Raw genomic sequence first — 25561 nt, forward strand, 5'->3', positions numbered from 1 at the left:
ACTAAGAAAGGAATAATAATGACAAAGATGAATATAGTAGACCTAGGAGACGGCATATCCCTAGGTCTAGTAAAAAATACAAAGTTTAAATCTAATTTAATTTCAATATATTTTCAAAGGCAACTTGATAGGAAGGAAGTAACAAGGATATCCCTCTTAACCAACCTCCTGCAGGTGGCTACTAATAAATACCCTAGCATGAAGGCCATCTCTCAGAAGTTGGATAGTCTTTACGGTCTATCTATGAATCTAGGGCTTTCTAAGCATGGTGAAAAGTTAATCATTAGCTTAAAGCTCCTAAGTATATCTGACAGGTACCTTGACCAGCCGGTTTTTGAGGATGTGATAGACTTTGCCAGTGAAATCCTATTAAATCCACTAGTGGTAGATGGTCAATTAAATCCTGACAAGTTGGACTTGGAAAAGAAAAACCTTGAGGAAGAAATAGGTTCAAAGATCAATGACAAGAGGACTTATGCAAATCTTAGGTGCATTGAGCATATGTGCAAGGATGAGTTATATTCAATCGATCATATAGGTTATATAGAGGATTTGGACTCTATAAGTGCCAAGGATATATATGAGACCTACAAGGACCTTATATCAACATCCAGAATTTTTATAATGGTTGAGGGTGACTTTGATGAGGACAAGGTAAGGGACTTATGTATAGAAAAGTTCAAGTTTGAGAGGTCTAATGTTCAAAACTTATCCAGGGAGGACTATGGCTACATGTCAAACCCTATTAGGTATTTTGAAGAGGATATGGCTACCAGTCAGGGCAAGTTAGTAATTGGCCTGAGAACTGGTGTTGACTATATGGATTACGATAGGTATTACAGTTTGATGCTTGCCAATAGCATTTTGGGAGGAGGACCCCACTCTAAGTTGTTTAACAATGTAAGAGAGAAGGAGAGTATCTGCTACTATGCATCATCTAACCTGGAAAAGACTAAAGGCCTTATGTTTATTAGTTCTGGTATAGATATTGAAAACTACGACAGGGCAATAGAGCTTATAAGGAGGGAATTGGATGATACCATGCAGGGCAAGATTAGTCAGTTAGAGCTGGACAATGCCAAAAAGAGCCTGATAAACTCCCTGAAGGCCATTGGTGATTCCATAGTTTCAGATGTGGAATTTACTTACAACCAGTACATTTCTGGCAGCAAATTGACTGTGGAAGATGTAATAGGATATGTGGAAAAAGTTGATATAGATATGATCATAGAATCCATGAAGGATGTAAAAGAAGATACAGTCTTCTTTTTGAAGTAGGTTACAAGGGGGATTTTATGAATAAGATATATAATGAAGTGATAAGAGAGACTATATACTATGATAGTCTGGAAAATGGCCTAGAGGTATACTATATGCCTAAGAAGGGCTATACAAATAAGTATGCAGTTTTGGGGGTGGACTTTGGTTCTAATGACCTTGACTTTATACCTATTGGAGAAAGTGAGAGGATTAGGGTCCAGGAGGGGATAGCCCATTTCTTGGAACATAAGATGTTTGAGCAACCAGATGGTGGTAATGCCTTTGATAAGTTTTCTAAGCTTGGGGCGAGCGCTAATGCCTTCACTAGTTTTACCATGACGGCTTACCTTTTCTCTGCTACAGATAACTTTATGGAGTCACTAGGCCACTTGATTGACTATGTCCAGACTCCATACTATACGGATGAAAATGTTAATAAGGAAAAGGGGATAATAGCCCAGGAGATAAAGATGTATGAGGACGATCCTGAATGGAATGTCTACTTTAATTGTCTAAAGGCTATGTACTCTAAACACCACGCCAACATAGATATAGCAGGTAGTGTAGAATCTATCAATGCGATTAGGCCAGAGGACTTGTATAAGTGTTATAGGACCTTCTACAATCCTGCTAATATGAAGCTATTTGTGGTTGGGGACCTGGATGTAGAAGAATTGATGTCTACAATCAAAAAGGCCAACCATAAGGACCTGGCTTTTGAGAAGAATATAAGGTCATTTATGCCTAAGGAACCTATAGAGGTTAATCAGAAGAAGATAGTTGAAGAATTTATGGTGTCCATGCCACTCTTTTATATAGGCTATAAGGATGTTAAGAAGGATATGGAATCCAGGGAGGCCCTTAAAAATGAAATAAGGACCGACATCCTATTTGATATGATATTTTCTGAGAGTGGAGACCTCCACCAGGTCCTATACAATGATGGTCTCTTGGTTGGTAATATTTCGGGTGGCTACCTAAGTCAAAAGGACTATGCCTATGCAATAGCATCCGGTGTATCCAGGGACCCTGAAAAACTAAAGCAGGTGGTTGACTCGTATATAGATGGGCTAAGAAAGTCTGGCCTAGACAGGCAGGATTTTGAAATAAATAAGAAAAAGAAGATAGGTGGCTTTTTGAAGTCCTTTGACTCTATAGCCTATATAGCCAATAATTTCTTGTCATATAGGTTTAGGGGGATAAACTTCTTAGACTATTTAGAGGTTTTAAAGGAGGTTCGCTTTGAAGATGTGGTGGATAGGTTTGATGAATTCTTCTGCCAGGACCAGAGCGTAATATCTATAGTAAAGCCTAAGTTAGAAAATTAGGGAGGTCATATATTGGATAGGGTAGCATTTTCTATTTTTGGGATAGATATAATGTGGTATGGTATCTTAATAGCCAGTGGTATTTTACTGGCAGTACTAGTTTCTTCCAGGGAGGCATCTAGACTGGGTTATAAGGAAGGGCAAGTGACTGATATTTGTCTTTTTGCTGTACCCCTTGGCATAGTGGGAGCCAGGCTATATTATGTAGCCTTTAACTGGTCCCAGTATGCAGGTGATTTTAGGGAAATAATAAATATAAGAGGTGGTGGCCTTGCTATACATGGTGGAATTTTAGCTGGTATACTTACAGTATGGATATATACAAGGATAAAGAAACTGGAATTTTTCAAGACTGCTGATATTCTGGTCTTGGGCCTACCAATGGCCCAGGCTATAGGCAGGTGGGGGAATTTTATAAACGGAGAGGCCCATGGCGGACCTACAAACCTTCCTTGGGCCATACTGGTAGATGGTCAGAGGGTCCACCCAACTTTTTTATATGAATCTGTTTGGGACTGGTTAATTTTTATCTATATCTTTATGATAAGAAAAAATAAAAAATACGAGGGCCAGCTCCTAGTGGATTATATCTTCCTATATTCCCTAGGCAGGTTCTTTATAGAGGGCCTAAGGACAGATTCCTTGATGTTAGGACCTATTAGGATGGCCCAACTTATCAGTCTAGTGGGTATACTTGTAGCACTAGTAGTCAGGTACTTCCTTTTAAAAAGGAAAGCTCTTGAAAAAGAAAGTGGAAAGTAGGGAAAAGATGGAATTTAATCATGTGTCAGTTCTTTTAAATGAATGTATTGAAAATTTGAATATAAAGCCTGATGGAGTCTATGTGGACTGTACAATGGGTGGGGCTGGTCACAGCAGGGAAATAGCAAAGCGCCTATCAGATAAGGGTAGGTTGGTTTGCTTTGACCAGGATATTAACGCCATCAATGTTGCAAAAGATCGTCTGAAAGAGTACAATGATAGGGTGGTTCTGGTCCATAGTAACTTTGAAAACTTGAAGGAAGAACTAGAATCCAGGGGCATATTCAAGATTGATGGTGTCCTAGCTGATTTGGGGGTTTCATCCCACCAGCTGGATGAAGCAGATAGGGGCTTTTCCTATATGCATGATGCCCGTCTTGATATGAGGATGGACGATAGGGCTTCTATGTCTGCCTGGCAGGTTGTAAATGAGTATTCTCAGGAGGACCTTTATACTATAATCAAGGATTATGGTGAAGAAAAGTGGGCCAAGAGGATAGCTGAATTTATAGTCAAAGAAAGGGCTGACCACAGTATAGATACAACATTTGACCTGGTTGATGTCATCAAGAAGGCCATACCTAAGGGGGCCAGGATTGATGGACCTCATCCAGCCAAGAGAACCTTCCAGGCCATAAGGATAGAGGTAAACAACGAGCTAGGTGTAATAAATAAAATGATAAGAGATGCAGTCTCCATGATGAATAAGGGGGGCAGGATCTGTATCATAACCTTCCATTCCCTTGAGGATAGGATAGTAAAAAATGAGTTTAGGGACCTCAACAAGGACTGTATATGTCCTCCTGAACTACCATTTTGCCAGTGTAATAAGAAGAGCGAACTTAAGATTATAACGAGAAAGCCAATCCTACCAAGTGAGGAAGAGGTAGACTTTAATCCAAGGTCAAGGAGCTCTAAGTTGAGGGTAGGAGAAAAGAAGTAAACAATAGCTAGAATAGAGGTGAAAATATGATTAGCTTAAGAGTTGAAGAAGTCGTCCAAGCGACCCAGGGACAGCTTGTATGTCAAGGTATGGACGGTGGAGAAATCACCAATATAGTGATAGATAGCAGGCTGGCAGGGCCGGGGGCTATGTTTGTTGCTATAGTGGGTGAAAGTACGGATGGACACATTTTTTTAGAGTCTGCCCACCAGGAAGGATGTAGATTTTTCTTGGTAAGTAACGAAAGCTATATCACAGATAGGTTTAAAGATAGTACCCTTGTTAAGGTTGATAATACAGAAATTGGACTTGGCCTAATAGCCAAATACTATAGGGACATGTTTGACATACCTTTTGTAGGTATAACAGGCAGTGTAGGTAAGACTACTACCAGGGATATGGTTTATTCTGTTTTAGCGAGCAAGTTTAATACCATAAAAAATGAAAAAAACTACAACAATCAATTTGGAGTACCCCTTACCCTTTTCAGGTTAGAACCTGGTCACCAGTGTGCAGTGATAGAAATGGGTATGTCTGGTTTTGGTGAGATAGAATATTTGGCCAATATAGTTAGGCCTAAGATTGGAATTATAACAAATATAGGTATGTCTCACATAGAACACCTAGGTTCACAAGAGGGTATCTTCAAGGCAAAGATGGAAATTACATCAGGCTTTGACCAGACTTCATCACTTATAATAAACGGGGATGATAGTTATTTAAGGACTGAGCTTGAGAGATATAGAAATAGTCAAAAGGATTCATATAAGGTATACTCTTTTGGTATGGAGCTTCAAAATGACTTGTGTTGTAAGTCGCAGGAAGTGGTAGACCGTGATAAAACCAGGTTTACTTGTTCTTTTGAAGATGAAACATATGAATTTACTATACCTTGTCTAGGCGAACACAATGTCAGAAATGCTATGGCAGCCATCCTGGCTGGCCATATAACGGGGATGACTATGGAGGAAATCTCTAAAGGTTTGTTGGATTTTGTGGCAACTGAAAATAGGCAGGATATAATCAAAACTGACAGGTTTACCCTAATCAATGATGTATATAATGCCAGCCCGGATTCTATGATTGCTGCTCTAAAGGTCCTAAAGTTATACAAGGACAGGAGAAGGGTGGCTATTCTTGGAGACTGTCTAGAAATGGGTCAGTATGCAGAAGAGGGCCACAGGAGGGTAGGCTACCAGTCTATTGATAAGGCCGATATAATTATAACTGCCGGCCATGCAGCCAAATTTATTGGTGTAGAGGCAATGGAAAGAGGATTTGACCTTAGTAGAGTCTTCCACTTTGAGACTAAGGAAGAATTAATAGACTCCCTTCCAAAAATAGTAGAAGATGGAGATGTGATTCTCCTAAAAGCATCTAGGGGAATGAAGTTTGAAGATATAGTAGAAGTCTTGAAAGGAGGCTGTCAATGCTAGGTTTTAGAGAATTAGCCATTACGAGTTTATTTGCCTTTGTATTGGTACTGATAATGGGGCCAGTTGTTTTACCAGCCCTTCATAGGTTCAAGTTTGGACAGACTGTAAGAGATGATGGACCACAGACTCATTTAAAGAAGAATGGTACACCTACTATGGGAGGCCTTATGATTATAGTAGCTATCCTGCTTGTTACATTGATCAGGTCAGGTATAAGTACTGATATATTGATGGCCTTATTGTGTATGTTTGGATTTGGACTAGTAGGATTTTTTGATGATATTGTCAAAATCAAGATGACTAGGTCTTTGGGACTTACTCCTATACAAAAGATAATAATACAGGTTGTACTAGCTTTTGTTCTTGCCTTTTATAGGTATTGGACTATAGGTTCTGGTGACCAGTTTATAATTCCCTTCGTCAAGTTTGGTATAAATATAGGTATATTCTATATACCTCTTATGTTGATTGTAATTTTAGGTACAGTAAATGCTGTAAACCTAACTGATGGTTTAGATGGTCTTGCTTCAGGTATTACTGCCGTAGTATCTGCCTTCTTTGTGGTATTTGCATTTGTGGTCGCAGAAAATTTTGGCATATCACAGATGGCTGCAGCGACACTAGGCGCCTGTATTGGTTTCTTGTGGTTTAATGTAAATCCGGCCAGAGTATTTATGGGAGATACGGGATCTATGGCCCTAGGTGGTGCTGTAACAGCCTTTGCCTTGTTTACTAACTCGGTTTTAATTATACCTATAGTTGGGGGCATATATTTCGCAGAGGCCCTATCTGTTATAATACAGGTTATGTATTTCAAGAAGACTAGAAAGAGGATCTTTAAGATGGCCCCATTACACCACCACTATGAACAGTGTGGATGGCCAGAAACTAAGGTTGTATTTATCTTTTGGCTGGTATCTATAGTCCTTGCCTTGATAGGACTAGTAGCCATGTTTTAATGATATAGCAATTTGAAAGTTGGGGCATGGATTTACTGGCCCTTAAGATATAGTTGGTGGAGTCTAAGAACTTAGCCGACTGACAAAATTGAAATGAAGGTGACTATAATGAGTAAGAAAATATTAGTGGTTGGTATGGCCAGGTCAGGACTTGCAGCAGTCAAGTACCTTGCCAAGAAGGGCTATTCAGTAGTTGTAAATGACTCCAAACCTGAGGAAGAACTTGGACAAGTATTGGACGAATTAAAGGCCTATCAGGGTCTAGAGTATGTACTGGGTAAGAATCCAAGCGAGGAAGTCCTAAGACAGGTAGACTTGGCTCTTGTTTCTCCAGGGGTTCCACTTGAACTTGATTTCTTGGTTAAACTAAGGGAGATGGGCAAGGAGGTAATCAGTGAGGTTGAACTAGCCTACAGGGAAGGCCAAGAAAAGAATATAAAATTCATAGGTATTACAGGTACAAATGGTAAGACTACGACTACTTCAATAGTAGGTGAGATATGCAAGGAGGCAGGGCTAGATACCTATGTGGTCGGTAACATAGGAAATCCAGCCATAAGTGCAGTTGAAGAGGCCCAGCCAGGAGCAGTTTTAGTAATTGAGTTGTCAAGTTTCCAGCTTGAAGCCGTTTATGATTTTAGGCCAGAGGTTTCCACAGTCTTAAACTTAACTGAGGACCATATGAATAGACACCATACTATGGAAAATTATGCCAAGGCTAAGGCTAATATATTTGCTAAACAGACACCAGAAAGTGTATGTGTATTGAATTATGATGATCCAATAACAAGGGACATGGGAAATACTTGCCAGGCTAGACCAGTTTATTTTTCTAGACAGTCCAGGCCGGAAGCAGGTATCTACCTTGATGATAATAAGAATATTATCGCTGTTAAGGACGGTAGGGAAGTTGAAATAGTAAATGCTGAAGACCTGAGCCTACCAGGTGGTCACAACCTGGAAAACTCTATGGCTGCCATAGGGCTTTGCCTTCATTTTGGTATAGACAAGGAGATAATAAAGAAGGTATTGACTACTTTTAAGGCTGTAGAACATAGGTTAGAATATGTCAATACTGTGAATGGAGTTGTATATGTAAACGACTCTAAAGGGACGAACCCTGATTCTACGATAAAGGCAGTCCAATCATACAAGACACCTATAATCTTAATTGCTGGTGGTTATGATAAGGGAAGTGACTTTAGAGAACTCTTTGATATAGCTGTTAATTATGTAAGGACTGTCTTAGTAATAGGCCAGACGGCTGACCTCATTGCTGATACAGCATTCAAGGCTGGCATCAAGGAAATCTATAAATTGGATAGCCTAAAGGAAGCAGTTATAAAAGCTAGTCAGATTGCAGATAAGGATGATGTAGTCCTATTGTCTCCAGCCTGTGCTAGTTGGGGAATGTATAAGAATTACGAGGAAAGAGGACAAGAGTTCAAAGACATAGTAAACAATATTTTATAGAAAAAGGGGAGTATTATGAAAGTTATATTGTCAGGTGGTGGAACTGGAGGTCATGTATATCCAGCTATTGCGATCGCTAACAAGATAAAAGAACATCATCCGGATGCAGAGATACTTTTTGTAGGAACCAAGGCGGGCATAGAGGCTGAAATAGTTCCAAAGTACGGTTACAGGATAAAGTATATAGATGTTCAGGGGTTTAGGAGGAAGATAGACTTAGAAAATGTAAAGAGACTTATCAAGTTCCTAAAGTCCTTAGGTGATTCGAAGAGGATAATTAAAAGGTTTAAGCCAGATTTGGTTATAGGTACAGGTGGCTATGTAAGTGGTTCGGTAGTCCTAAAAGCCAGTAAGATGGGTATTAAGTCCTGCATACATGAGCAGAATTCATTCCCTGGTATGACTAACAAGATGTTATCAAAGAATGTAGACATAGTCATGACTAGTTTTGAGGATTCACATAAGAGGTTTCCAGACCAGGCCCAGGATAAGTTGACCTTTACAGGTAACCCTGTAAGAGACGAAATCCTAAATTCAGACAAGGCTGAATCCAGGAAGAAATTAGGCCTGACTCCTGATGAAAAAATGCTATTAGTAGCCGGAGGTAGCGGTGGTTCAGAAGAGATTAATAATGCTCTAAAGAAACTAATACCGGCCCTTGTTAAGGATAAGATTGCCTTTACAATAGCTACTGGTAGGGCCTACTATGACCAATTCATGAAAGATTATGGTGACCTTGAATTTGGTCAAAACCAAAAAATACTTCCATATTTAGACGATATGGCCAACAACCTGGCTGCTGCAGACCTGGTAATAGGATCTGCAGGTGCAATCTCTATGGCAGAGATGACTGCAATAGGAGTACCAGCCGTAATAGTGCCAAAGGCTTATACAGCTGAAAATCACCAGGAGTATAATGCCAAGAGCCTTGAGAGGGCTGGCGGGGCTATTTGCATAACTGAAAGAGAATTAAGTGAAGATTCCCTGTATGACAATGTACTTGGTCTCCTAAATGATAAGACTAGGTTAGAAGAAATGGCAAAGGCCAGCAGGGCCTTTGGCAAGAGGGATGCCATAGATCAAATATATGACAGAATATCTGCTTTTTTGTAAATTATTTATAGATAAATTGCAAAAAAAGTCAAAAATATGTTGCATAAGTAGGATAGTTTGAGATATTATATAATAGATAGAATGTTATTTATTTTAAATAATATACGATATTTTATGAGTATTATTTATGAATATAATTTATGAATATAATTACAGATTATTTAATGATATTAAACTATGTTGTGAATGGGGGTTTATAAATGTTAAACTTTGTTGAAGAACAAATCGGAGCTGCCAATATCAAGGTAATAGGTGTAGGTGGCGGTGGAAACAATGCTATAAACGTTATGATTAACTCAGGCGTTAGGGGTGTTGAATTTATTTCACTAAATACAGACAAGCAGGCCTTGGAAGCGTCAAAGGCTGAACATATTCTGCAAATAGGTGAAAAGTTAACTAAAGGTTTGGGCGCAGGTGCAAACCCAGAAAAAGGAAAGAAGGCTGCAGAGGAATCTGCAGATGAAATAGCTAAGGCAATAGAAGGTGCTGACATGGTATTCGTAACTGCTGGTATGGGTGGTGGAACAGGTACAGGTGCTGCTCCGGTTGTTGCTAAGATTGCCAAAGAAGCAGGTGCCCTTACAGTTGCAGTAGTAACTAAGCCTTTCTCTTTTGAAGGTAGGGTAAGGATGAACAAGGCTGAAGAGGGTATATTAGAGTTAAAGAAGAATGTGGATACTTTAATAACTATACCAAATGACAAGATTCTTCAGATAATTGAAAAGAGAACGAGTATAACAGATGCCCTTTCTAAGGCAGATGATATATTAAAGCAGGGTATCCAGTCTATATCTGGTCTTATATCAGAGGCTGCCCTTATCAACCTTGACTTTGCTGACGTTGAAGCAGTAATGAAGGACCAGGGTCTAGCTCATATGGGTATGGGTATGGCTGCAGGTGAAGATAGGGCCATAGCTGCTGCAAGACAGGCTATAGAATCTCCACTACTAGAAACTACTATAGATGGAGCTAAGGGTGTCTTGATAAATGTTACAGGTGGAACAGACCTAGGTCTACTAGAAGTTAGTGAAGCTACTGACATCATTAGGCAGAAGTGTGATCCAGATGCAATGATTATATTCGGTGCTGCTACTAGGGAAGATTTCGGTGATGAAATAGTAATCACAGTAGTTGCTACTGGTCTACAGGATAATTCTGACGACTTGTTTACTCCACAGTTGAGAAGAAACAGCCCAACACCAGTTACACCAAAATATAATGAAATACCAAGAGTAACTGAAAGTCAAAATGTTGAAAATATCAAGCCAGCTGAAGAAACTTTCTCAAACAGCTTTGATGATGCTGCTACAGCTAGCGATGATGATATGGTTATTCCTACTTTTTTAAGAAGAAAGAAGTAAATAAATCAATAGAAAATTAGGTATGACTCAGCTTTTGTCTGAGTCATATTTTTATAAGGGGGATATTAAGATGATTTGTCCATATTGTGAATACAAGGAATCTAAGGTATTAGATTCAAGGCACATAGACTCTTCTTCTATTAGGAGGAGGAGAGAGTGTGAGAGGTGTAAGAAGAGGTTTACAACTTATGAAAAAATAGAACTTATACCTGTCATGGTAATTAAGAAGGATGGCAGGAGAGAGTCTTTTGATAGGGACAAGATTAAGTATGGTTTGATAAGGTCATGTGAAAAGTTACCTGTGTCTGTATCAAAGATAGATGAATTGGTAGATTCTATAGAGAGTGAAATTAACAAGATGTTTATCAATGAAATAGAGACTACTAAGATTGGTGAGATGGTAATGGACAGGCTTAAAGATGTAGATGAAGTTGCCTATGTTAGGTTTGCATCAGTTTATAGGCAGTTTAAGGACTTAAATACTTTTGTAAATGAATTGGAATCTATTTTAAAAGAAAAAAAGGATGATGATAAGTAGTGAAGATATTGGTAATTGATGATGAAGAACATATACTAGAATTACTAAAATTTAATCTGGAACTATCCGGTTTTGATGTTTGTGTATCTACTGAGGCTAATCAGACGATTGAACTTATAGGCAGGGAAAAGCCAGACCTTCTACTCCTGGATTGGATGTTGCCTAAGATTAGCGGTATAGACATATTAAAGAAGATTAGACAAGACGAGGACATATATGATCTTCCCGTGATAATGTTGACTGCAAAAAATATGGAGGATGATAAAATCCAGGGCCTAAATGTAGGGGCAGATGATTACATAACAAAGCCTTTTAGTATTAAGGAACTCATGGCCAGGATCAATACCGTATTGAGAAGATATAGGATCAGTGACAAGTCCCAACCAGTAATTGAGGCTGGTAATATAGTCTTGAATACAGACCAATACAAACTTACAGTAGATGGTCTTAAGGTAGACCTGACTCGTAAGGAATTTGAATTATTAAAACTCCTTATGGAAAATAGGGGAAAGGTCCTTAAGAGGGACTACCTTTTAGAAAAGGTATGGGGTTATGAGTTTTATGGAGAGACCAGGACTGTAGATGTGCATATTAGACACCTGAGAAAAAAGCTAGGTCTGGATGAGACTAGTGAAAATGGTATAGACACCATAAGGGGTCTTGGTTATAAAATGAAATAATAGGACTAAGGGTAGTAAACTTTGTTTATTATCCTTAATTTTTGGAGGTTATTATGGACAAAGTTATGTATGTTTTGGTAGTTGCCATGTTAATATCCTGGTTGGTATTAATCCTGTATTGGAGATATGTCCAGGCATTTAAGGCTTTTATGAGAGATTTAAATAGGGCATCATACAGGATTAAAAAGAAGGATTTTTCTGTGAGGATAAGAAAGAGTAATAATACTGAAGTCATGGCCTTTGTCAATAACTTTAACTCAACTCTTTCCTCCTTAGACAAGTCATTTTATGATTTAGACAATAAGAATAGGCAGTTGGATGCTATAATCAAGTCTGTTTCAAATGGAATAATAGTAATAGATATAAACAAGAGGGTCTACCTTATTAACTCAGTTGCCAGGGACTATATTGATTTCAGGTCAAGTGGTAAACTAGAGGGTATGCCAATATCAAGTATAGTGAAAAATGATGAATTGTTGGACTTTATTGTATACAATGCTGGTATGAGTACTAGTGTGTCCAAGGAGATAAAGGATACAAGTGGCAGAATATTTAAGGTAAAGATAGACCCAGTCAAGATGCACCTGGAAAAGGACCTGGTAATATCATCTGTTATAAATATAGAGGATATTAGTGAAAGGATTAGGTTGGAAAATATAAGGAGAGACTTTGCTGCTAATGTCAGTCATGAGTTAAAAACACCCCTTACATCTATCCAGGGCTTTATTGAGACACTCAAGGTAAATGATGATAATATAGAGTCTGCAACCAGAAAGAGGTTCTTGGATATTATAGACAACGAGTCATCCAGGTTGAGGATACTTATTAATGACATTTTGATGTTGTCATCAATAGAGGGAGACATAGTCTTGTCCCTGGAAAAGGTTGACCTAAAAAAAGAAAATAAGAAGATACTAGACCTATTTGAGGACAAGATGGTTAAAAAACAGGTTAACATATATTTCGAGTATAATGGGCTTGAAACAATCCAGACTCATAGGGAATATTATAAGGAGTTGATGATAAACCTAATCTCCAATGCCATTAAATACAATAGGCCAGGTGGTTATGTCAAGGTCAGCTTCTTTGAAGACGAAGATGATTACAGGATTTGCATTGAAGACAATGGTATAGGTATAGGCGTGGAAGAACAAGAAAGGATATTTGAACGATTTTACAGGGTGACAAAGTCCAGGAATAAGGAAATTGATGGGACTGGCCTAGGTCTTGCCATAGTCAAGCATATAATCCTATCCTTGGGTGGGGATATAGGACTTGAATCAGTTCTTGGTCAAGGGTCTAAATTCAAGATTAGCCTACCTAAAAATCAATAATTTATCAAATAGATTAATTTTATTGTAAATTTCAAGCAAAATCGGTTATAATGTTTAGATGGCTATGATAAAATAATAGTATTAGGCAAAAATATAATGATGAGTTTGATAGAAAAGTTTTGATAATAAGTTTAAGGAAAAGGAAGTGATATTTTGAATAGTGATAATAGACCAATAGTGGCTGTTGTAGGAAGGCCAAATGTAGGTAAGTCTACAATATTTAATAAATTGACAGGAACTAAGATATCAATAGTTGAGGATACACCGGGTGTTACTAGAGACAGGATATTTGGTGAAGTTGAGTGGTTGAACAAGTATTTTACCATTATAGACACTGGTGGTATAGAACCTGAGAGCGATGATATAATCCTTTCACAGATGAGAAACCAGGCTATGTTGGCTGTAGATATGGCCCATGTAATTTTATTTGTGGTAGATGGTAAGAGTGGTTTGACAGCTGCAGACAAGGAAGTGGCAGACATACTTAGGAGGACTAAAAAACCAGTCTTGCTTGTAGTAAACAAGATAGATTCAAAGAGCCAGTTTGACAATGTCTATGATTTCTATGAACTAGGCTTGGGCAATCCAATTGCAATTTCAGGTGCCAATAGTATGGGCCTGGGAGACCTTCTTGATGAAGTAGTCGAAAACTTCCCAGAAGGTATGAATACGGAGTATGATGAAGATGTAATCAGGGTGGCCATTACAGGGAAGCCAAATGCAGGCAAGTCTTCTATACTAAACAATATACTTGGTGAAGAAAGGGTAATTGTATCACCTATAGCTGGTACTACCAGGGATGCAATAGATACCTACTTTGAAAAGGATGACAATAAGTTCCTACTGATAGATACAGCAGGTATCAGAAGAAGGAGTAAGGTATATGAAAATGTTGAACGTTTCTCTGTCATCAGGTCAATGAGTGCAGTTGATAGGGCTGATGTAGTCCTAATAGTTATAGATGCTACCGAGGGTGTTACTGAACAGGATACAAAGATAGCAGGTATAGCCCATGATGAAGGTAAGGCCTGCATATTTGTAGTAAACAAGTGGGACCTGATAGAAAAAGACAACAAGACTATGGGTAATTTCAGGATGAGTGTTAGGGAGAAGTTCCCGTTTATGACTTATGCACCTATCTTATTTGTTTCTGCAGTTAGCAACCAGAGAATAGGTAAGATACTAGAGACCGTTGTCCAGGTATCAGCAGAACAGAACAAGAGGGTTACTACTTCTGTTTTAAACCAGGTAATTGGAGAGGCTATAATGCTAAACCAGCCACCATCAGACAAGGGTAGAAGGCTAAAAATCTACTATGGAACTCAGACTGGAGTCAAGCCTCCTACATTTAACCTGTTTATAAATGATAAGGAACTGACTCACTTCTCATATACCAGGTATCTTGAAAATAGGTTGAGAGAAAACTTTGGCTTTGAAGGAACATCAATAAAGATAGAGTATAGCCAGAAGAAGAAAAAATAAGGGGGCTTTATTATGTTAGCATATCTATTAGTAGTTGTAATTTCTTACTTTATGGGTACTATCTCATGTGCCTATCTAATAAGCAAGTATGTATTTTCAACAGATATAAGGCAATACGGATCTAAAAACCCGGGTACGACTAATATGCTTAGGACCTTTGGTAAGAAGGCGGGTGCCATAACCCTTATAGGAGATTACCTAAAGGGAACCTTAGCAGTTTTAATATCAATATTTTTGGCAAAAAAAATGGGTTCAGACCCTGACTTGGCTAAGTATATTTCAGCCCTAGCCGTAGTTTGTGGCCACAATTGGTCGATATTTATGAGATTTAGGGGTGGCAAGGGTGTAGCCACTAGTTATGGGGCCATGTTGGCCATATCTCCCCTTATGACCCTGGCTAGTATGGTCTTTTATATAATAATACTTCTGGTTACAAGGTATGTTTCCATAGCTTCAATGTTGGGTGTATGCCTATTCCCAATATTGATGTTGATGACTAAAGATATGTCAGGAGTATGGGTAGGAATATTGCTTTCAGTATCGGTTGTATATAAGCATAGGGAAAATATTAGGAAACTCTTAAGTGGAACTGAAAACAGGTTCGGATCCAAGGCCAGATAGGTTTACTAAGACCAGGTTGATTAGGTCTAAAATATATAGTTATTATACTTACTGGAAAATACAGACGGAATTATAACTATAAAGAATATTATTTTTTGAAATTCTTGGAGGAGACTATGAGCAAAGTTTGTGTATTAGGGGCAGGTAGCTGGGGTACAGCACTTGCATCAGTATTGGTTGAAAATGGACATGAGGTTTTGATTTGGGCAAGGAGACAGGACCAGGTCGATGAAATAAATAATAAAAATACAAATGAAAAGTACCTACCTGGAGTAAAACTATCAGAAAGTCTAAAAGCATCTAGCCGTATTGACCAGGTGGTTGGGGGGGCAGAATTTATAGTCTTGGCTGTACCATCCCAGCAGGTAAGACCGGTATGTAATGAAATTGCAGACAAAATAGGGCCTGACCAGGTGCTGGTAAATGTAGCAAAGGGTATAGAAAAGGATACAAGTAAGAGGATTTCAGAGGTATGTTTAGAAGTCTTGCCTAAAAATCCCTACTGTATGTTATCAGGACCATCTCATGCTGAAGAGGTATCCAAAAATATGCCGACAACCCTAGTTGCAGCATCGGAATCAGTTTATATATCCCAAAGGGTACAGGACTTATTTATGAATGAGTATTTGAGGGTATACACAAATACTGATATGATAGGTGTTGAACTAGGGGGTACTACGAAAAATATAATTGCCTTTGGGGCAGGTATACTTGATGGCATGGGTTATGGGGATAATTCAAAGGCTGCCCTAATGACCAGGGGTATAGCAGAGATTTCCAGGTTTGGTGTGGCTCTTGGAGCTGACATATCTACTTTTTCAGGTCTATCAGGTATAGGAGACCTAATAGTTACTTGTACAAGTATGCATTCCAGAAATAGGAGGGCAGGAATCTTAATTGGTCAGGGCTATAGTCTTGAGGATACTAAAAAAAAGATAGAAATGGTTGTCGAAGGTATTACAGCTACTGAGGCCGTATATAAAATAGCAAAAGAATTGAATGTAGAAATGCCAATTACCGAGTGCATATACAAGGTAGTTGAAGGTCAAATAGACCCAAAGACAGCTGTCAAAGAACTGATGACAAGAAATAAAAAATATGAAAATGAATCAATTTTTAAATTATAGATGAACAAAAGTATACAAATATAAGCTGTTTTATGCTATAATGGAGTATATATGTGTATTCTTAATTGAGTAGAAGTAGGTGATATAATGAGCGATATTTCGGTTAGAATTGACCAGGTAAAGTCAAACATACGAGATGCGTCAAATAAGGTCAATAGGAATCCAGAAGAGGTTTTACTTCTAGGTGTGACTAAGACTGTTGATGTAGATGTGATTGAAGAGGCTCTTGAATATGGAATTACCGATGTTGGAGAAAACAAGCCCCAGGAATTGCAACGTAAGTATGGACTGATTGGGAATAGAGCCAAATGGCACCAGATTGGTACACTTCAGACCAACAAGGTCAAGTACATAATAGACAAGGTTGACTTGATCCATTCTCTTGATAGGATGGGACTGGCAGAAGAAATTAATAAGAGGGCAGACAGTATCGGTAGGGATATTAGGTGCCTAGTCCAGGTTAATGTATCAAAGGAAGAGACCAAGCATGGCATATATGTAGAAGACCTAGAGACTTTTATTAGAGAATGTGCTGATAAATTTAAGAGAATAAAAATTGTAGGTTTGATGACAATGGCACCGGACTCTGATGATGAAGATGAAGTCAGGGCTATTTTTAGGAAACTAAAGGAAGTCTTTGAAAACATCAAAAATATGTCCATAGAAGGTGTAGAAATGAAGGAACTTTCAATGGGTATGAGTGGTGACTATCAAATAGCAATAGAAGAGGGTTCAACAATTATTAGAGTTGGAACATCTATATTTGGAAAGAGAAATTATAATATTTAAAATAAAGACACGCTGTTTAGGAGGTATAATATGGCTGGTATTAAGGATAAAATGGGTAAGTTAAAGAATTGGATGATTGTTGATAATGACAATGCCAATGACGATTATGATGCATACGATGAATATGAAGATGATGTATATGATGACGATGCTTATGATGATTACGAAGATGAAGATGAACTAGAGGATTCATACAGCAATCCACTAGGATCAAGAATGGATTATCAGGCTCATAACCAGATGAAGGTTGTAATAGTTGAACCAAAGGTATATGATGATGCTGCTACAATTGCAGACCACTTAAGACTAAGAAAGACTGTAATAGTAAATCTTGAAGCATTGACTCAGCAGAATACAAAGAAATCTATCTTTGATTTCATGAATGGAGCTGTATACGTACTTGATGGAAGCATTCAACGTGTTTCTAAGTCAATATTTATACTTGCACCAAAGAATGTTGATGTAGATGCCAGTATAAAAAAGGAATTAGAGAGTAAGGCAATCTTTCCTTGGCAGAACAAGTAATTAGGTGCTTATATGGAAGTTCTCAAAATTGCTTTAGTACGTCTAATTGATATAATCGTTTGGATTATTATAGCAAAGTCAATAATGTCTTGGTTCCCAGGGGTACAAGACAGTAGACTTTATGCTCTTTTAGATGATTTTACAGAACCTGTTGAAGCACCCATGAGAAAGCTTTTAAGCAGGTTTAATACGGGTCCAATAGATATGTCACCTATGTTGGCAATAATATTCCTGTGGCTTTTAAGCAGGTTGATTTATGCTTTTTTATAGTAGGACGATGATATGGACAAATTAAAAGTAACAAGTCATATTAAAGATGATGACTTAAAAATAAAAATGTATAAGTTAGTTGATATTTGTAATAGCGTTTCTAACTCTTATAGCCTTAGGAATACTGAATTCCTAAATCCCTATGAAATAAGGAATGCTATTTCTATTATAAACTATGATAAAGACCTGGAATATACTATAGAGGGTGGATATGAAGACGCTGAAAGGGCGGTTATTTTTATCTATCCAGACTACTATATCCTAGAAGAGGGCGACCTGACCCTGACCTACCTGGAGATAAGGGGTAATTTTAAGTTTACAACAGTATCTCACAGGGACTATTTAGGGTCCTTGATGTCTTTGGGTATCAAACGTGAAAAAATAGGGGATATCCTGGTACATGATGATTATTGCCAGATGGTAGTTGATAGTGATATTGCTGATTTTATCATATATAACTACAATAGGATCAAAAATAACAAGGTAAGTGTGACAGAAATTGACAAGTCAGATCTTAAGCCACCAATCAAGTCTTATGATGACAAGGTATTTAGCATATCTTCCTTAAGGTTAGATTCTGTTATAGCAGGAGCATTTAACCTATCGAGGCAAGAGGCTTCAAAATTGATAAATGCTGACCTTGTCCAGGTTAATTACGAACCTGTCAATAATGTTTCAAAGTCTATTGAAGAGGGTTCGATTATATCTGTCAGGAAGAAGGGGAAATTTATCTTCGACAAGGTATTAGGGATGTCCAAGAAGGATAAGTTTAGAGTGAAAATTAATAAATTTGTATAGGAAGTGATAACATGATAGCACCAGAACTTATAGAAAGTAAAGAATTTAAAAAGGGATTCAGAGGTTATAATGAAGAAGAAGTAGATGTTTTCTTAGACCAGATTAAAGAAGACTATGAAGCAATTATAAAGGAAAATGAATCTCTAAAGGAAAAACTAGAAATGTATAAGGACCAGGTTGGTAAGTATTCTAGTATAGAGGAAACTCTAAAGGAAACTTTGATAACTGCCCAGAGTGCAGCAGAAGACACTACTAATTCTGCCAACAAAAAGGCAAGAATTATAGTCCAGGAAGCTGAATTACAGGCTAAGCAGTTGATAGATAGGGCCAACAACAAGGTTGTAGAAATCAGAAATGAATACGAAGCCCTTATTAAGGAATTTAAGGTATTCAGGATTAAGTTCAAGTCATTATTGGAAGATGAAATGCAAAATGTAGACCAGATTTTCAGCGGTATAGATAATGAAAGGGAAGACTTCAACCAGGCCGTAAGTGGACCTGTTGACCTGGATATTACTGGTACTATGAGAATGGCTGTCCTAGAGGATGTTCAGGAAGAAGAAGACAAGACTCTTAGCATAGAAACTGCAGAATTAGAAGCTGAAGACAAGACTCCTAATGAAAATTTAAGTGGTGATCCTGAAGACATATTTAAGATTAAATAATATAGAGGGCCTTCTTTGACCTCATAATATTTATAAAAATATTGATTTATATCCAAGGAATAACGTTTTTTTAGAATTTTTAAACAATTCTAAAAAAATATGTTGACTATTATGCTTGTATGCAATATAATCAATATCATAGAATTTAAAGATAGCTTTGACGAAGAGAGTAGTTTATGATTTCTTTTAAGCGAGTCGGGTATGGTGTGAGCCGATATATGAATGACTGAATGAAGATCACTTCTGAGCTGGATGCTGAAAGGCCATGGCTGATTAAGTTGACCGGGTGGTTCCGATATTGACCGAGAGTGTCTGGGTTTTTCCCAGGAACTAGGGTGGTAACGCGATTTGACTCGTCCCTTGATTGATCAAGGTGACGAGTTTTTTTATATTCGTTGAAACTATCAAGCAGATATTGAAAGGAGAAAGAAAATATGGAAAATAAGACTGTATTTAAAAAACTGCATGAAGGCACAGTTGCCCAGGCAGAAGAACTAACTTTAAAACGTTGGCAGGAAGACAATATATTGGAAAAGGTGTTGGAAAAGGGTGAAAATGACCCTACTTATGTATTCTTTGAAGGGCCTCCAACAGCAAATGGTAACCCAGGTATCCACCACGTAATCTCAAGAACTTTGAAGGACTGGGTTTGTCGTTACAAGACAATGAGTGGTTACAAGGTTCCTAGAAAGGCCGGCTGGGATACTCATGGTCTACCAGTTGAGTTGCAGGTAGAAAAGGAATTAGGCCTATCAGATAAGAAGGCCATTGAAGAATATGGTATTGAAGAATTTTGTCATAAGTGTAGGGACTCTGTCTTTACATATGAGAAAGAATGGAGAAGGATGTCTGAAAGAATGGCATATGCTATTGACCTAGATGATCCTTACATCACCCTTGACAATGATTATATAGAATCTCTATGGTGGATCCTAGACAAGTTCAACAAGGAAGGCTTGCTATATGAAGGACACAAGATCCTACCATACTGTCCAAGATGTGGAACTGGTCTTGCTTCACATGAGGTTGCCCAGGGTTATAAGGAAATCAAGTCAAATACCCTAGTTGCTAAGTTTAAAAAGAAGGGTACAGAAAATGAATACTTCCTTGCATGGACAACTACTCCTTGGACTCTACCATCAAATGTAGCCTTAACAGTTAATCCTGATGTTGACTATGTTAAGGTCCAGGTAGAGGATGAAGTATACTACCTGGCTCAAGACTTATTAGAAAAGCACCTGGGTGACAAGGAATATAAGGTCCTAGAAACACTTAAGGGTAAAGAATTAGAATATCAGGAATACGAACAGTTAATGCCATTTGTAGAGGTTGAAGGCAAGGCCTTCTTCGTAACTTGTGCCGATTATGTAACTACTACAGACGGTACTGGTATAGTTCACACTGCACCAGCCTTTGGTGAAGATGACTACAATTTGGGCAGGGCATATGAATTGGCATTCGTTCAGCCTGTTGATAGCGAAGGTAAGTTTACTGCTACTCCATGGAAGGGTAAATTCGTAATGGAAGAAGGCCTGGATGTTGAGATAATCAAGTGGTTGGCAGCTGAAAATAAATTGTTCTCTAAGTTAAAGGTAGAACACAATTATCCTCACTGTTGGAGATGTAGCACACCACTTGTATACTACGCTAATCCTGGCTGGTACTTAGAGATGACCAAGTTAAAGGGCAAGTTGATAGAAAACAACAATGGTGTAAACTGGTTCCCAGAATTTGTAGGTGAAGGTAGGTTTGGAAATTGGTTAGAAGAATTAAAGGACTGGGCTATTTCTAGAACTAGGTATTGGGGTACACCACTACCAGTTTGGAAGTGTGAATGTGGTTGTAAGACTACAGTAGGATCTAGAGAAGAATTGGCTAAGTTAGCCGTGGAAGATGTAGATCCAAAGACTATAGAACTACATAGACCCTATATAGACGAAGTTCACCTTAAGTGCCCTGATTGTGGTGGAACAATGACAAGGGTAACAGAAGTTATCGACTGTTGGTTCGACTCAGGAGCAATGCCTTTTGCCCAGTGGCATTACCCATTTGAAAATAAGGAAAACTTTGATGAGCTATTCCCTGCTGACTATATCTGTGAAGGCATAGACCAGACTAGAGGTTGGTTCTACTCACTACTAGCTGTATCTACATTCGTAACTGGTAAGTCTCCATACAAGAATGTCCTTGTTACAGATTTGGTATTGGATAAGAATGGTAAGAAGATGTCGAAGTCTAAGGGTAATACTATCAATCCGTTTGAAATGTTTGAAAAGTATGGGGCAGATGCATTGAGATGGTACCTATTGTACGTATCTCCACCATGGACTCCATTGAGATTTGACGAAGATGGTTTAAAGGAAATCATGTCAAAGTTTATAGGAACACTGAAGAACACTTACAACTTCTTTACCCTATATGCCAACACTGATGGATTAAATCCAAATGACTTCTTTGTAGAATACAAGGATAGGCCAGAACTTGATAGGTGGATCCTATCTAAGTTTAACAACTTAAAGAAGGAAATAGAAGAAAACTTAGAAATATTTGAAGTTAACAAATCAATCAGAAGGATGACAGAATTCTTAAATGACGACCTGTCTAACTGGTACATCAGAAGGTCGAGAAGAAGATTCTGGGGAACTGAATTAACTGAAGATAAGAAGTCTGTTTACAATACTACATATGAAGTATTAAGAGACTTCTGTAAGATGATAGCACCATTCTCACCATACCTATCAGAAGAAATGTATAGGAACCTAACAGGTGAGTATTCAGTTCACTGTGCTGATTACCCTAGATGTGATGCTAGTCTAGTAGACCTTGCCCTAGAAGAAAAGATGGACTTGGCTAGAGACCTTGTAACTCTTGGTAGGGCAGCCAGAGAAAATGCTAAGATAAAGGTAAGACAGCCTATAGCAGAAGTTCTTGTAGATGGCAAGTATGAAGCCACTCTAGGAGACCTTGTTGATATAATTAAAGAAGAATTAAATGTAAAGAAGGTTAAATTTGCCAAGGAATTGGGCGGATTTATGAACTTTAACTTAAAGCCGAATTTCAAGGTTCTAGGACCTCTTCTAGGAAAGAACATAAATGCATTTGGAAAGGTATTAGCTGGACTAGATGCTCATGAAGTAGTTGCCAAGGTAGAAGCTGGCCAAAAGGTAAGAGTAGAACTTGAAGGGCAGGAATTTGAATTTGGTAAGGATGAAATCCTAATAAATATCGATTCTAAGCCAGGCTTCAACGTTTCTATGGAAAACAACCTATTCGTGATCCTAGAAACTAACCTTAGTCCAGAACTTATCAGCGAAGGTTTTGCCAGAGAATTTGTATCAAAGGTACAGCAGCTTAGAAAGTCTAGCGGTTTTGAAGTATTGGATAACATCAAGATATACTTTGATGGTGACAGTGATGTAGCTAATGCTGTAGTTGCTTTCGAAGACTATATCAAGACTGAAACTTTGGCCCTTGAAATAGTAAAGGTTGAAGATTCAAGCCTAGAAAAGCAAAACTTAAACGATCATGAAACTGGTATCAGGGTTGAAAGAGTTTAATAAATATTAAATATAGACTACTAGGCCCTCTTTGAAGGGTCTAGTAGTCATTTAAAGAAAGAGAATAGAGATATGTTTAAGGATAAAGTCGATAAAATAATAGCTAGTGATGAGAGCGAATTGAGAAAACTACAGCTGGTAATACTGGAAATAATGAAGGTTATAGACCAGATTTGCCAGGACAATAATATAGACTATTGGATAGATGCAGGAACTCTACTTGGTGCCAAGAGACATGGTGGTTTTATACCTTGGGATGATGACTGTGATATCTGTATGATGAGAAAAGACTATAATAAATTTATAGATATAGTCAAAGACCAACTACCTGAGGGTCTTATATACGAAAATAAGGACTGTAAAGACTGGTCCCAGAAGGAGGTTGATATCCAACCATCCTTCCTAAAAATATTCTATTTGGGACATTTTTCAGGATTCGAAAGGGCTTCAGGCCTACCATGTCATGGAACCTTTGTAGATATTTTCCCTATGGACCCTATGAATGATGAATTGATAGATTCAAAAATGGGAAAATTTATGCACAAGATATCCTTCTTCAGGAAGTCCAAGCCTACTAAACTAAGAGACCATGTAAAGATATTCCTTCAGAACTCTGGTCTAGAGGAGAGGTGGATAGCCAAGTGTGCCAAGCTTGAGGACAAGGGCCAGGCCCCATATGTAGTCTATGGCCTAGACACGCCATTTATGACCAGGGAATTTTTGAAAAAAAAGGACTACATATTCCCATTATCAACGATTGATTTTGAGGGTTGCCAGTTAAAGGCACCAAGGGATGTTCACGCCTACCTGGAAGACCTGTATGGTGACTACATGAAAATACCACCAGAAGAGGAAAGGGTACCCCATATTTTAGACCTAAAGATATAGGTTAAATAGTATTTCCTAAACGAATTCAATTTTTATATAAAATATTAATACGTACCTTTAGTCTTGTTGAAAAGTTAATATATACCCTTGAGTGATTAAAGCAATTGATTTAACCACTCAATGAGATGTGTTAAGCATTTTAGATGCAAGTGATATCAAAAGAATACACAAAAGTTAAATATATTTAAAATAAAAATATGGTTGTAAAAAAAAAGAATGATATAATTTAAATAGAGACTACTATTAATGAAATATAAGGTAACTCATAGATAGTTGAAATATAATTATAGCACAAGAGGTGTTGCTCCAGATATGATTTGCCTGAGTATATTTTATTAATATAATATTGAAGGTATAATTAATAAAGGAGGCTATACTATGAACAAGAAAGTTTTAAAACTCGCATTAGTAACATCATTGGTAGCTGCAATATCATTACCATCTGTATCATCAGCTATGCCTAGAGATGGTTGGCAGAAATCTTCAAACAATTGGTACTATTATTCTAGGGGTATTCAGCTGGAAAACACTTGGAAAAAGATAAACGACATGTGGTACTATTTTGATGGCAGTGGAAAGATGAAAACAGGTTGGCACTTTGATCAGTCATATAAGAGATGGTACTATTTCAACCCTAGTGGTGATATGAAGACTGGTTGGGTTAAGTCAGCCAACCAATGGTATTTTATGAGACAGAGCGGTCAAATGGCTGAAAGTGGTTGGGCAAAGTACAAGGGAGATTTCTACTACTTCGGTATAGATGGAAAAATGAGATTTGATGCTTGGATAGGTGCCTTTCCAGAAGAAAATAAGTTAGATGTAGAAAAGTATGCCAAGGAAGGTTTATCTTACCTTCGTTACTATGTAGACAAGGATGGTAAGTACAAGCCAACTGCCAAGGGAACTTACAAGGGAGAAATAGGTCAGTGGAAGGATACAAAGGAAGGCAGGTTCTTTATTCTTAGTGATGGAACAAGGGCTAACGGACCTACTTTTGTGGACGGAAAGTTGTACTTGTTACTACCAGAATTAAAGATTGGTTATAGCTATGCTGAGGGAATAGGATATAGCTACTCTGACCAGGATGGTGTATTCCAAAACAAGGAAAACTTGAAGTTTGATAAGGATGGTAGGGCGACTGCCAAAAATGGTGATAAGTTATTTGAAAACAAGGAAACAGGAAAGATTGAGGTTTTGAAATATACTGTAGGAGAACGTAATTATGTTGCTACAAAAGATGATTACGATGATGCTGCAAAAGTAGTTGAAAGGTTTATAGAAGCTCAAAATAAAAAAGACATGAAACTAGTAAGTAGTTGTGTATTAGATTGTAAGGAAAGTGATGGTCAATTATTATATCCAATAGAAAAAAGATTAGATAATATTATTAAAATTAAATATTTATCATATTCTATTACTGACTCAAAGTACAAACCAGCTATGTTTACTATGAAAAATAATAGTAAGGTCATTTACCAAAGCGGACTAGTTATATTAGTAGACTATGATGTGGATTTTAAAAAAGATAATCAGCCAGAAAGTGAAGGTATAAATAAAGATTATTATACATTAGTAAAAGATGAGAATGGAAAATTTAAAATAGTTCCAAGTATCATTTAGATTTAATATGAAAAGAAGAGCTGTATAATATT

At 37.7% G+C, this 25561-nt stretch carries 23 protein-coding genes and 1 other annotated feature; all 23 genes read left to right on the forward strand.

Annotated features, from left to right (window positions below; all coding sequences use genetic code 11):
- Window positions 1-18: 18 nt before the first annotated feature.
- Window positions 19-1278: an EF-P 5-aminopentanol modification-associated protein YfmF gene (gene yfmF, locus HMPREF0634_RS05755; protein WP_007789859.1), complete on the forward strand. Its 1260-nt coding sequence runs from the start codon at window positions 19-21 to the stop codon at window positions 1276-1278.
- Window positions 1279-1295: 17 nt separating this feature from the next.
- The gene (gene yfmH, locus HMPREF0634_RS05760) at window positions 1296-2588 is read left to right on the forward strand and encodes an EF-P 5-aminopentanol modification-associated protein YfmH (protein ID WP_007789873.1); all 1293 of its coding nucleotides are present in this window, start codon (window positions 1296-1298) and stop codon (window positions 2586-2588) included.
- A 12-nt stretch (window positions 2589-2600) separates the two neighbouring features.
- The gene (gene lgt / locus HMPREF0634_RS05765; RefSeq protein WP_007789784.1) at window positions 2601-3350 is read left to right on the forward strand and encodes a prolipoprotein diacylglyceryl transferase; all 750 of its coding nucleotides are present in this window, start codon (window positions 2601-2603) and stop codon (window positions 3348-3350) included.
- Window positions 3351-3357: 7 nt separating this feature from the next.
- Window positions 3358-4293 carry a 16S rRNA (cytosine(1402)-N(4))-methyltransferase RsmH gene (rsmH, locus tag HMPREF0634_RS05770; protein WP_007789856.1) on the forward strand — a complete coding sequence of 312 codons (936 nt, stop codon included), beginning with the start codon at window positions 3358-3360 and terminating at the stop codon, window positions 4291-4293.
- A 26-nt stretch (window positions 4294-4319) separates the two neighbouring features.
- Window positions 4320-5729 carry a UDP-N-acetylmuramoyl-tripeptide--D-alanyl-D-alanine ligase gene (locus HMPREF0634_RS05775; RefSeq protein ID WP_007789852.1) on the forward strand — a complete coding sequence of 470 codons (1410 nt, stop codon included), beginning with the start codon at window positions 4320-4322 and terminating at the stop codon, window positions 5727-5729.
- Window positions 5723-6688, forward strand: coding sequence for a phospho-N-acetylmuramoyl-pentapeptide-transferase (gene mraY / locus HMPREF0634_RS05780; protein ID WP_007789888.1), 966 nt, complete (start codon window positions 5723-5725; stop codon window positions 6686-6688). Before HMPREF0634_RS05775 ends, mraY begins: the two co-directional genes overlap by 7 nt.
- A gap of 108 nt (window positions 6689-6796) precedes the next feature.
- A complete protein-coding gene (murD, locus tag HMPREF0634_RS05785; protein ID WP_007789848.1) occupies window positions 6797-8161 on the forward strand; it encodes a UDP-N-acetylmuramoyl-L-alanine--D-glutamate ligase in 1365 nt (454 codons plus the stop codon).
- Between the two features lie 15 nt (window positions 8162-8176).
- Window positions 8177-9274 carry an undecaprenyldiphospho-muramoylpentapeptide beta-N-acetylglucosaminyltransferase gene (murG, locus tag HMPREF0634_RS05790; protein ID WP_007789819.1) on the forward strand — a complete coding sequence of 366 codons (1098 nt, stop codon included), beginning with the start codon at window positions 8177-8179 and terminating at the stop codon, window positions 9272-9274.
- 200 nt (window positions 9275-9474) lie between these two features.
- Complete coding sequence (gene ftsZ, locus HMPREF0634_RS05795; RefSeq protein WP_007789813.1) at window positions 9475-10635, forward strand: cell division protein FtsZ; 1161 nt, start codon at window positions 9475-9477, stop codon at window positions 10633-10635.
- A 70-nt stretch (window positions 10636-10705) separates the two neighbouring features.
- Window positions 10706-11173, forward strand: a complete 468-nt coding sequence (nrdR, locus tag HMPREF0634_RS05800; RefSeq protein WP_007789778.1) for a transcriptional regulator NrdR — start codon at window positions 10706-10708, stop codon at window positions 11171-11173.
- Window positions 11173-11853 (forward strand): response regulator, encoded by a 681-nt coding sequence (locus HMPREF0634_RS05805; RefSeq protein ID WP_007789817.1) that lies wholly within the window; start codon window positions 11173-11175, stop codon window positions 11851-11853. The genes nrdR and HMPREF0634_RS05805 overlap by 1 nt, the downstream gene beginning before the upstream one ends.
- Window positions 11854-11906: 53 nt before the next feature.
- Window positions 11907-13187, forward strand: a complete 1281-nt coding sequence (locus HMPREF0634_RS05810; RefSeq protein ID WP_007789836.1) for a sensor histidine kinase — start codon at window positions 11907-11909, stop codon at window positions 13185-13187.
- Between the two features lie 153 nt (window positions 13188-13340).
- The gene (gene der / locus HMPREF0634_RS05815; protein WP_007789801.1) at window positions 13341-14669 is read left to right on the forward strand and encodes a ribosome biogenesis GTPase Der; all 1329 of its coding nucleotides are present in this window, start codon (window positions 13341-13343) and stop codon (window positions 14667-14669) included.
- A 12-nt stretch (window positions 14670-14681) separates the two neighbouring features.
- Entirely contained in the window at window positions 14682-15290 is a 609-nt protein-coding gene (gene plsY / locus HMPREF0634_RS05820) for a glycerol-3-phosphate 1-O-acyltransferase PlsY (RefSeq protein ID WP_007789866.1), read from the forward strand.
- 116 nt (window positions 15291-15406) lie between these two features.
- Window positions 15407-16417 carry an NAD(P)H-dependent glycerol-3-phosphate dehydrogenase gene (locus HMPREF0634_RS05825; RefSeq protein ID WP_007789799.1) on the forward strand — a complete coding sequence of 337 codons (1011 nt, stop codon included), beginning with the start codon at window positions 15407-15409 and terminating at the stop codon, window positions 16415-16417.
- A gap of 87 nt (window positions 16418-16504) precedes the next feature.
- Window positions 16505-17206 carry a YggS family pyridoxal phosphate-dependent enzyme gene (locus HMPREF0634_RS05830; RefSeq protein ID WP_007789863.1) on the forward strand — a complete coding sequence of 234 codons (702 nt, stop codon included), beginning with the start codon at window positions 16505-16507 and terminating at the stop codon, window positions 17204-17206.
- 30 nt (window positions 17207-17236) lie between these two features.
- Complete coding sequence (locus HMPREF0634_RS05835; protein ID WP_007789844.1) at window positions 17237-17731, forward strand: cell division protein SepF; 495 nt, start codon at window positions 17237-17239, stop codon at window positions 17729-17731.
- Window positions 17732-17743: 12 nt separating this feature from the next.
- Window positions 17744-18001, forward strand: coding sequence for a YggT family protein (locus tag HMPREF0634_RS10130; RefSeq protein WP_040565811.1), 258 nt, complete (start codon window positions 17744-17746; stop codon window positions 17999-18001).
- A 12-nt stretch (window positions 18002-18013) separates the two neighbouring features.
- Complete coding sequence (locus HMPREF0634_RS05845) at window positions 18014-18799, forward strand: YlmH family RNA-binding protein (RefSeq protein WP_007789878.1); 786 nt, start codon at window positions 18014-18016, stop codon at window positions 18797-18799.
- Between the two features lie 11 nt (window positions 18800-18810).
- Window positions 18811-19464: a DivIVA domain-containing protein gene (locus HMPREF0634_RS05850; RefSeq protein WP_007789868.1), complete on the forward strand. Its 654-nt coding sequence runs from the start codon at window positions 18811-18813 to the stop codon at window positions 19462-19464.
- A gap of 148 nt (window positions 19465-19612) precedes the next feature.
- Window positions 19613-19828: a binding site (T-box leader), on the forward strand.
- A 70-nt stretch (window positions 19829-19898) separates the two neighbouring features.
- A complete protein-coding gene (gene ileS / locus HMPREF0634_RS05855; RefSeq protein ID WP_007789851.1) occupies window positions 19899-23021 on the forward strand; it encodes an isoleucine--tRNA ligase in 3123 nt (1040 codons plus the stop codon).
- Between the two features lie 72 nt (window positions 23022-23093).
- Window positions 23094-23909, forward strand: coding sequence for a LicD family protein (locus tag HMPREF0634_RS05860; protein WP_007789874.1), 816 nt, complete (start codon window positions 23094-23096; stop codon window positions 23907-23909).
- Between the two features lie 378 nt (window positions 23910-24287).
- Window positions 24288-25529, forward strand: coding sequence for a hypothetical protein (locus tag HMPREF0634_RS05865; RefSeq protein WP_007789846.1), 1242 nt, complete (start codon window positions 24288-24290; stop codon window positions 25527-25529).
- The last annotated feature ends 32 nt before the right edge of the window (window positions 25530-25561 follow it).

Source organism: Peptostreptococcus stomatis DSM 17678 (assembly GCF_000147675.1).
GTDB lineage: Bacteria > Bacillota > Clostridia > Peptostreptococcales > Peptostreptococcaceae > Peptostreptococcus > Peptostreptococcus stomatis.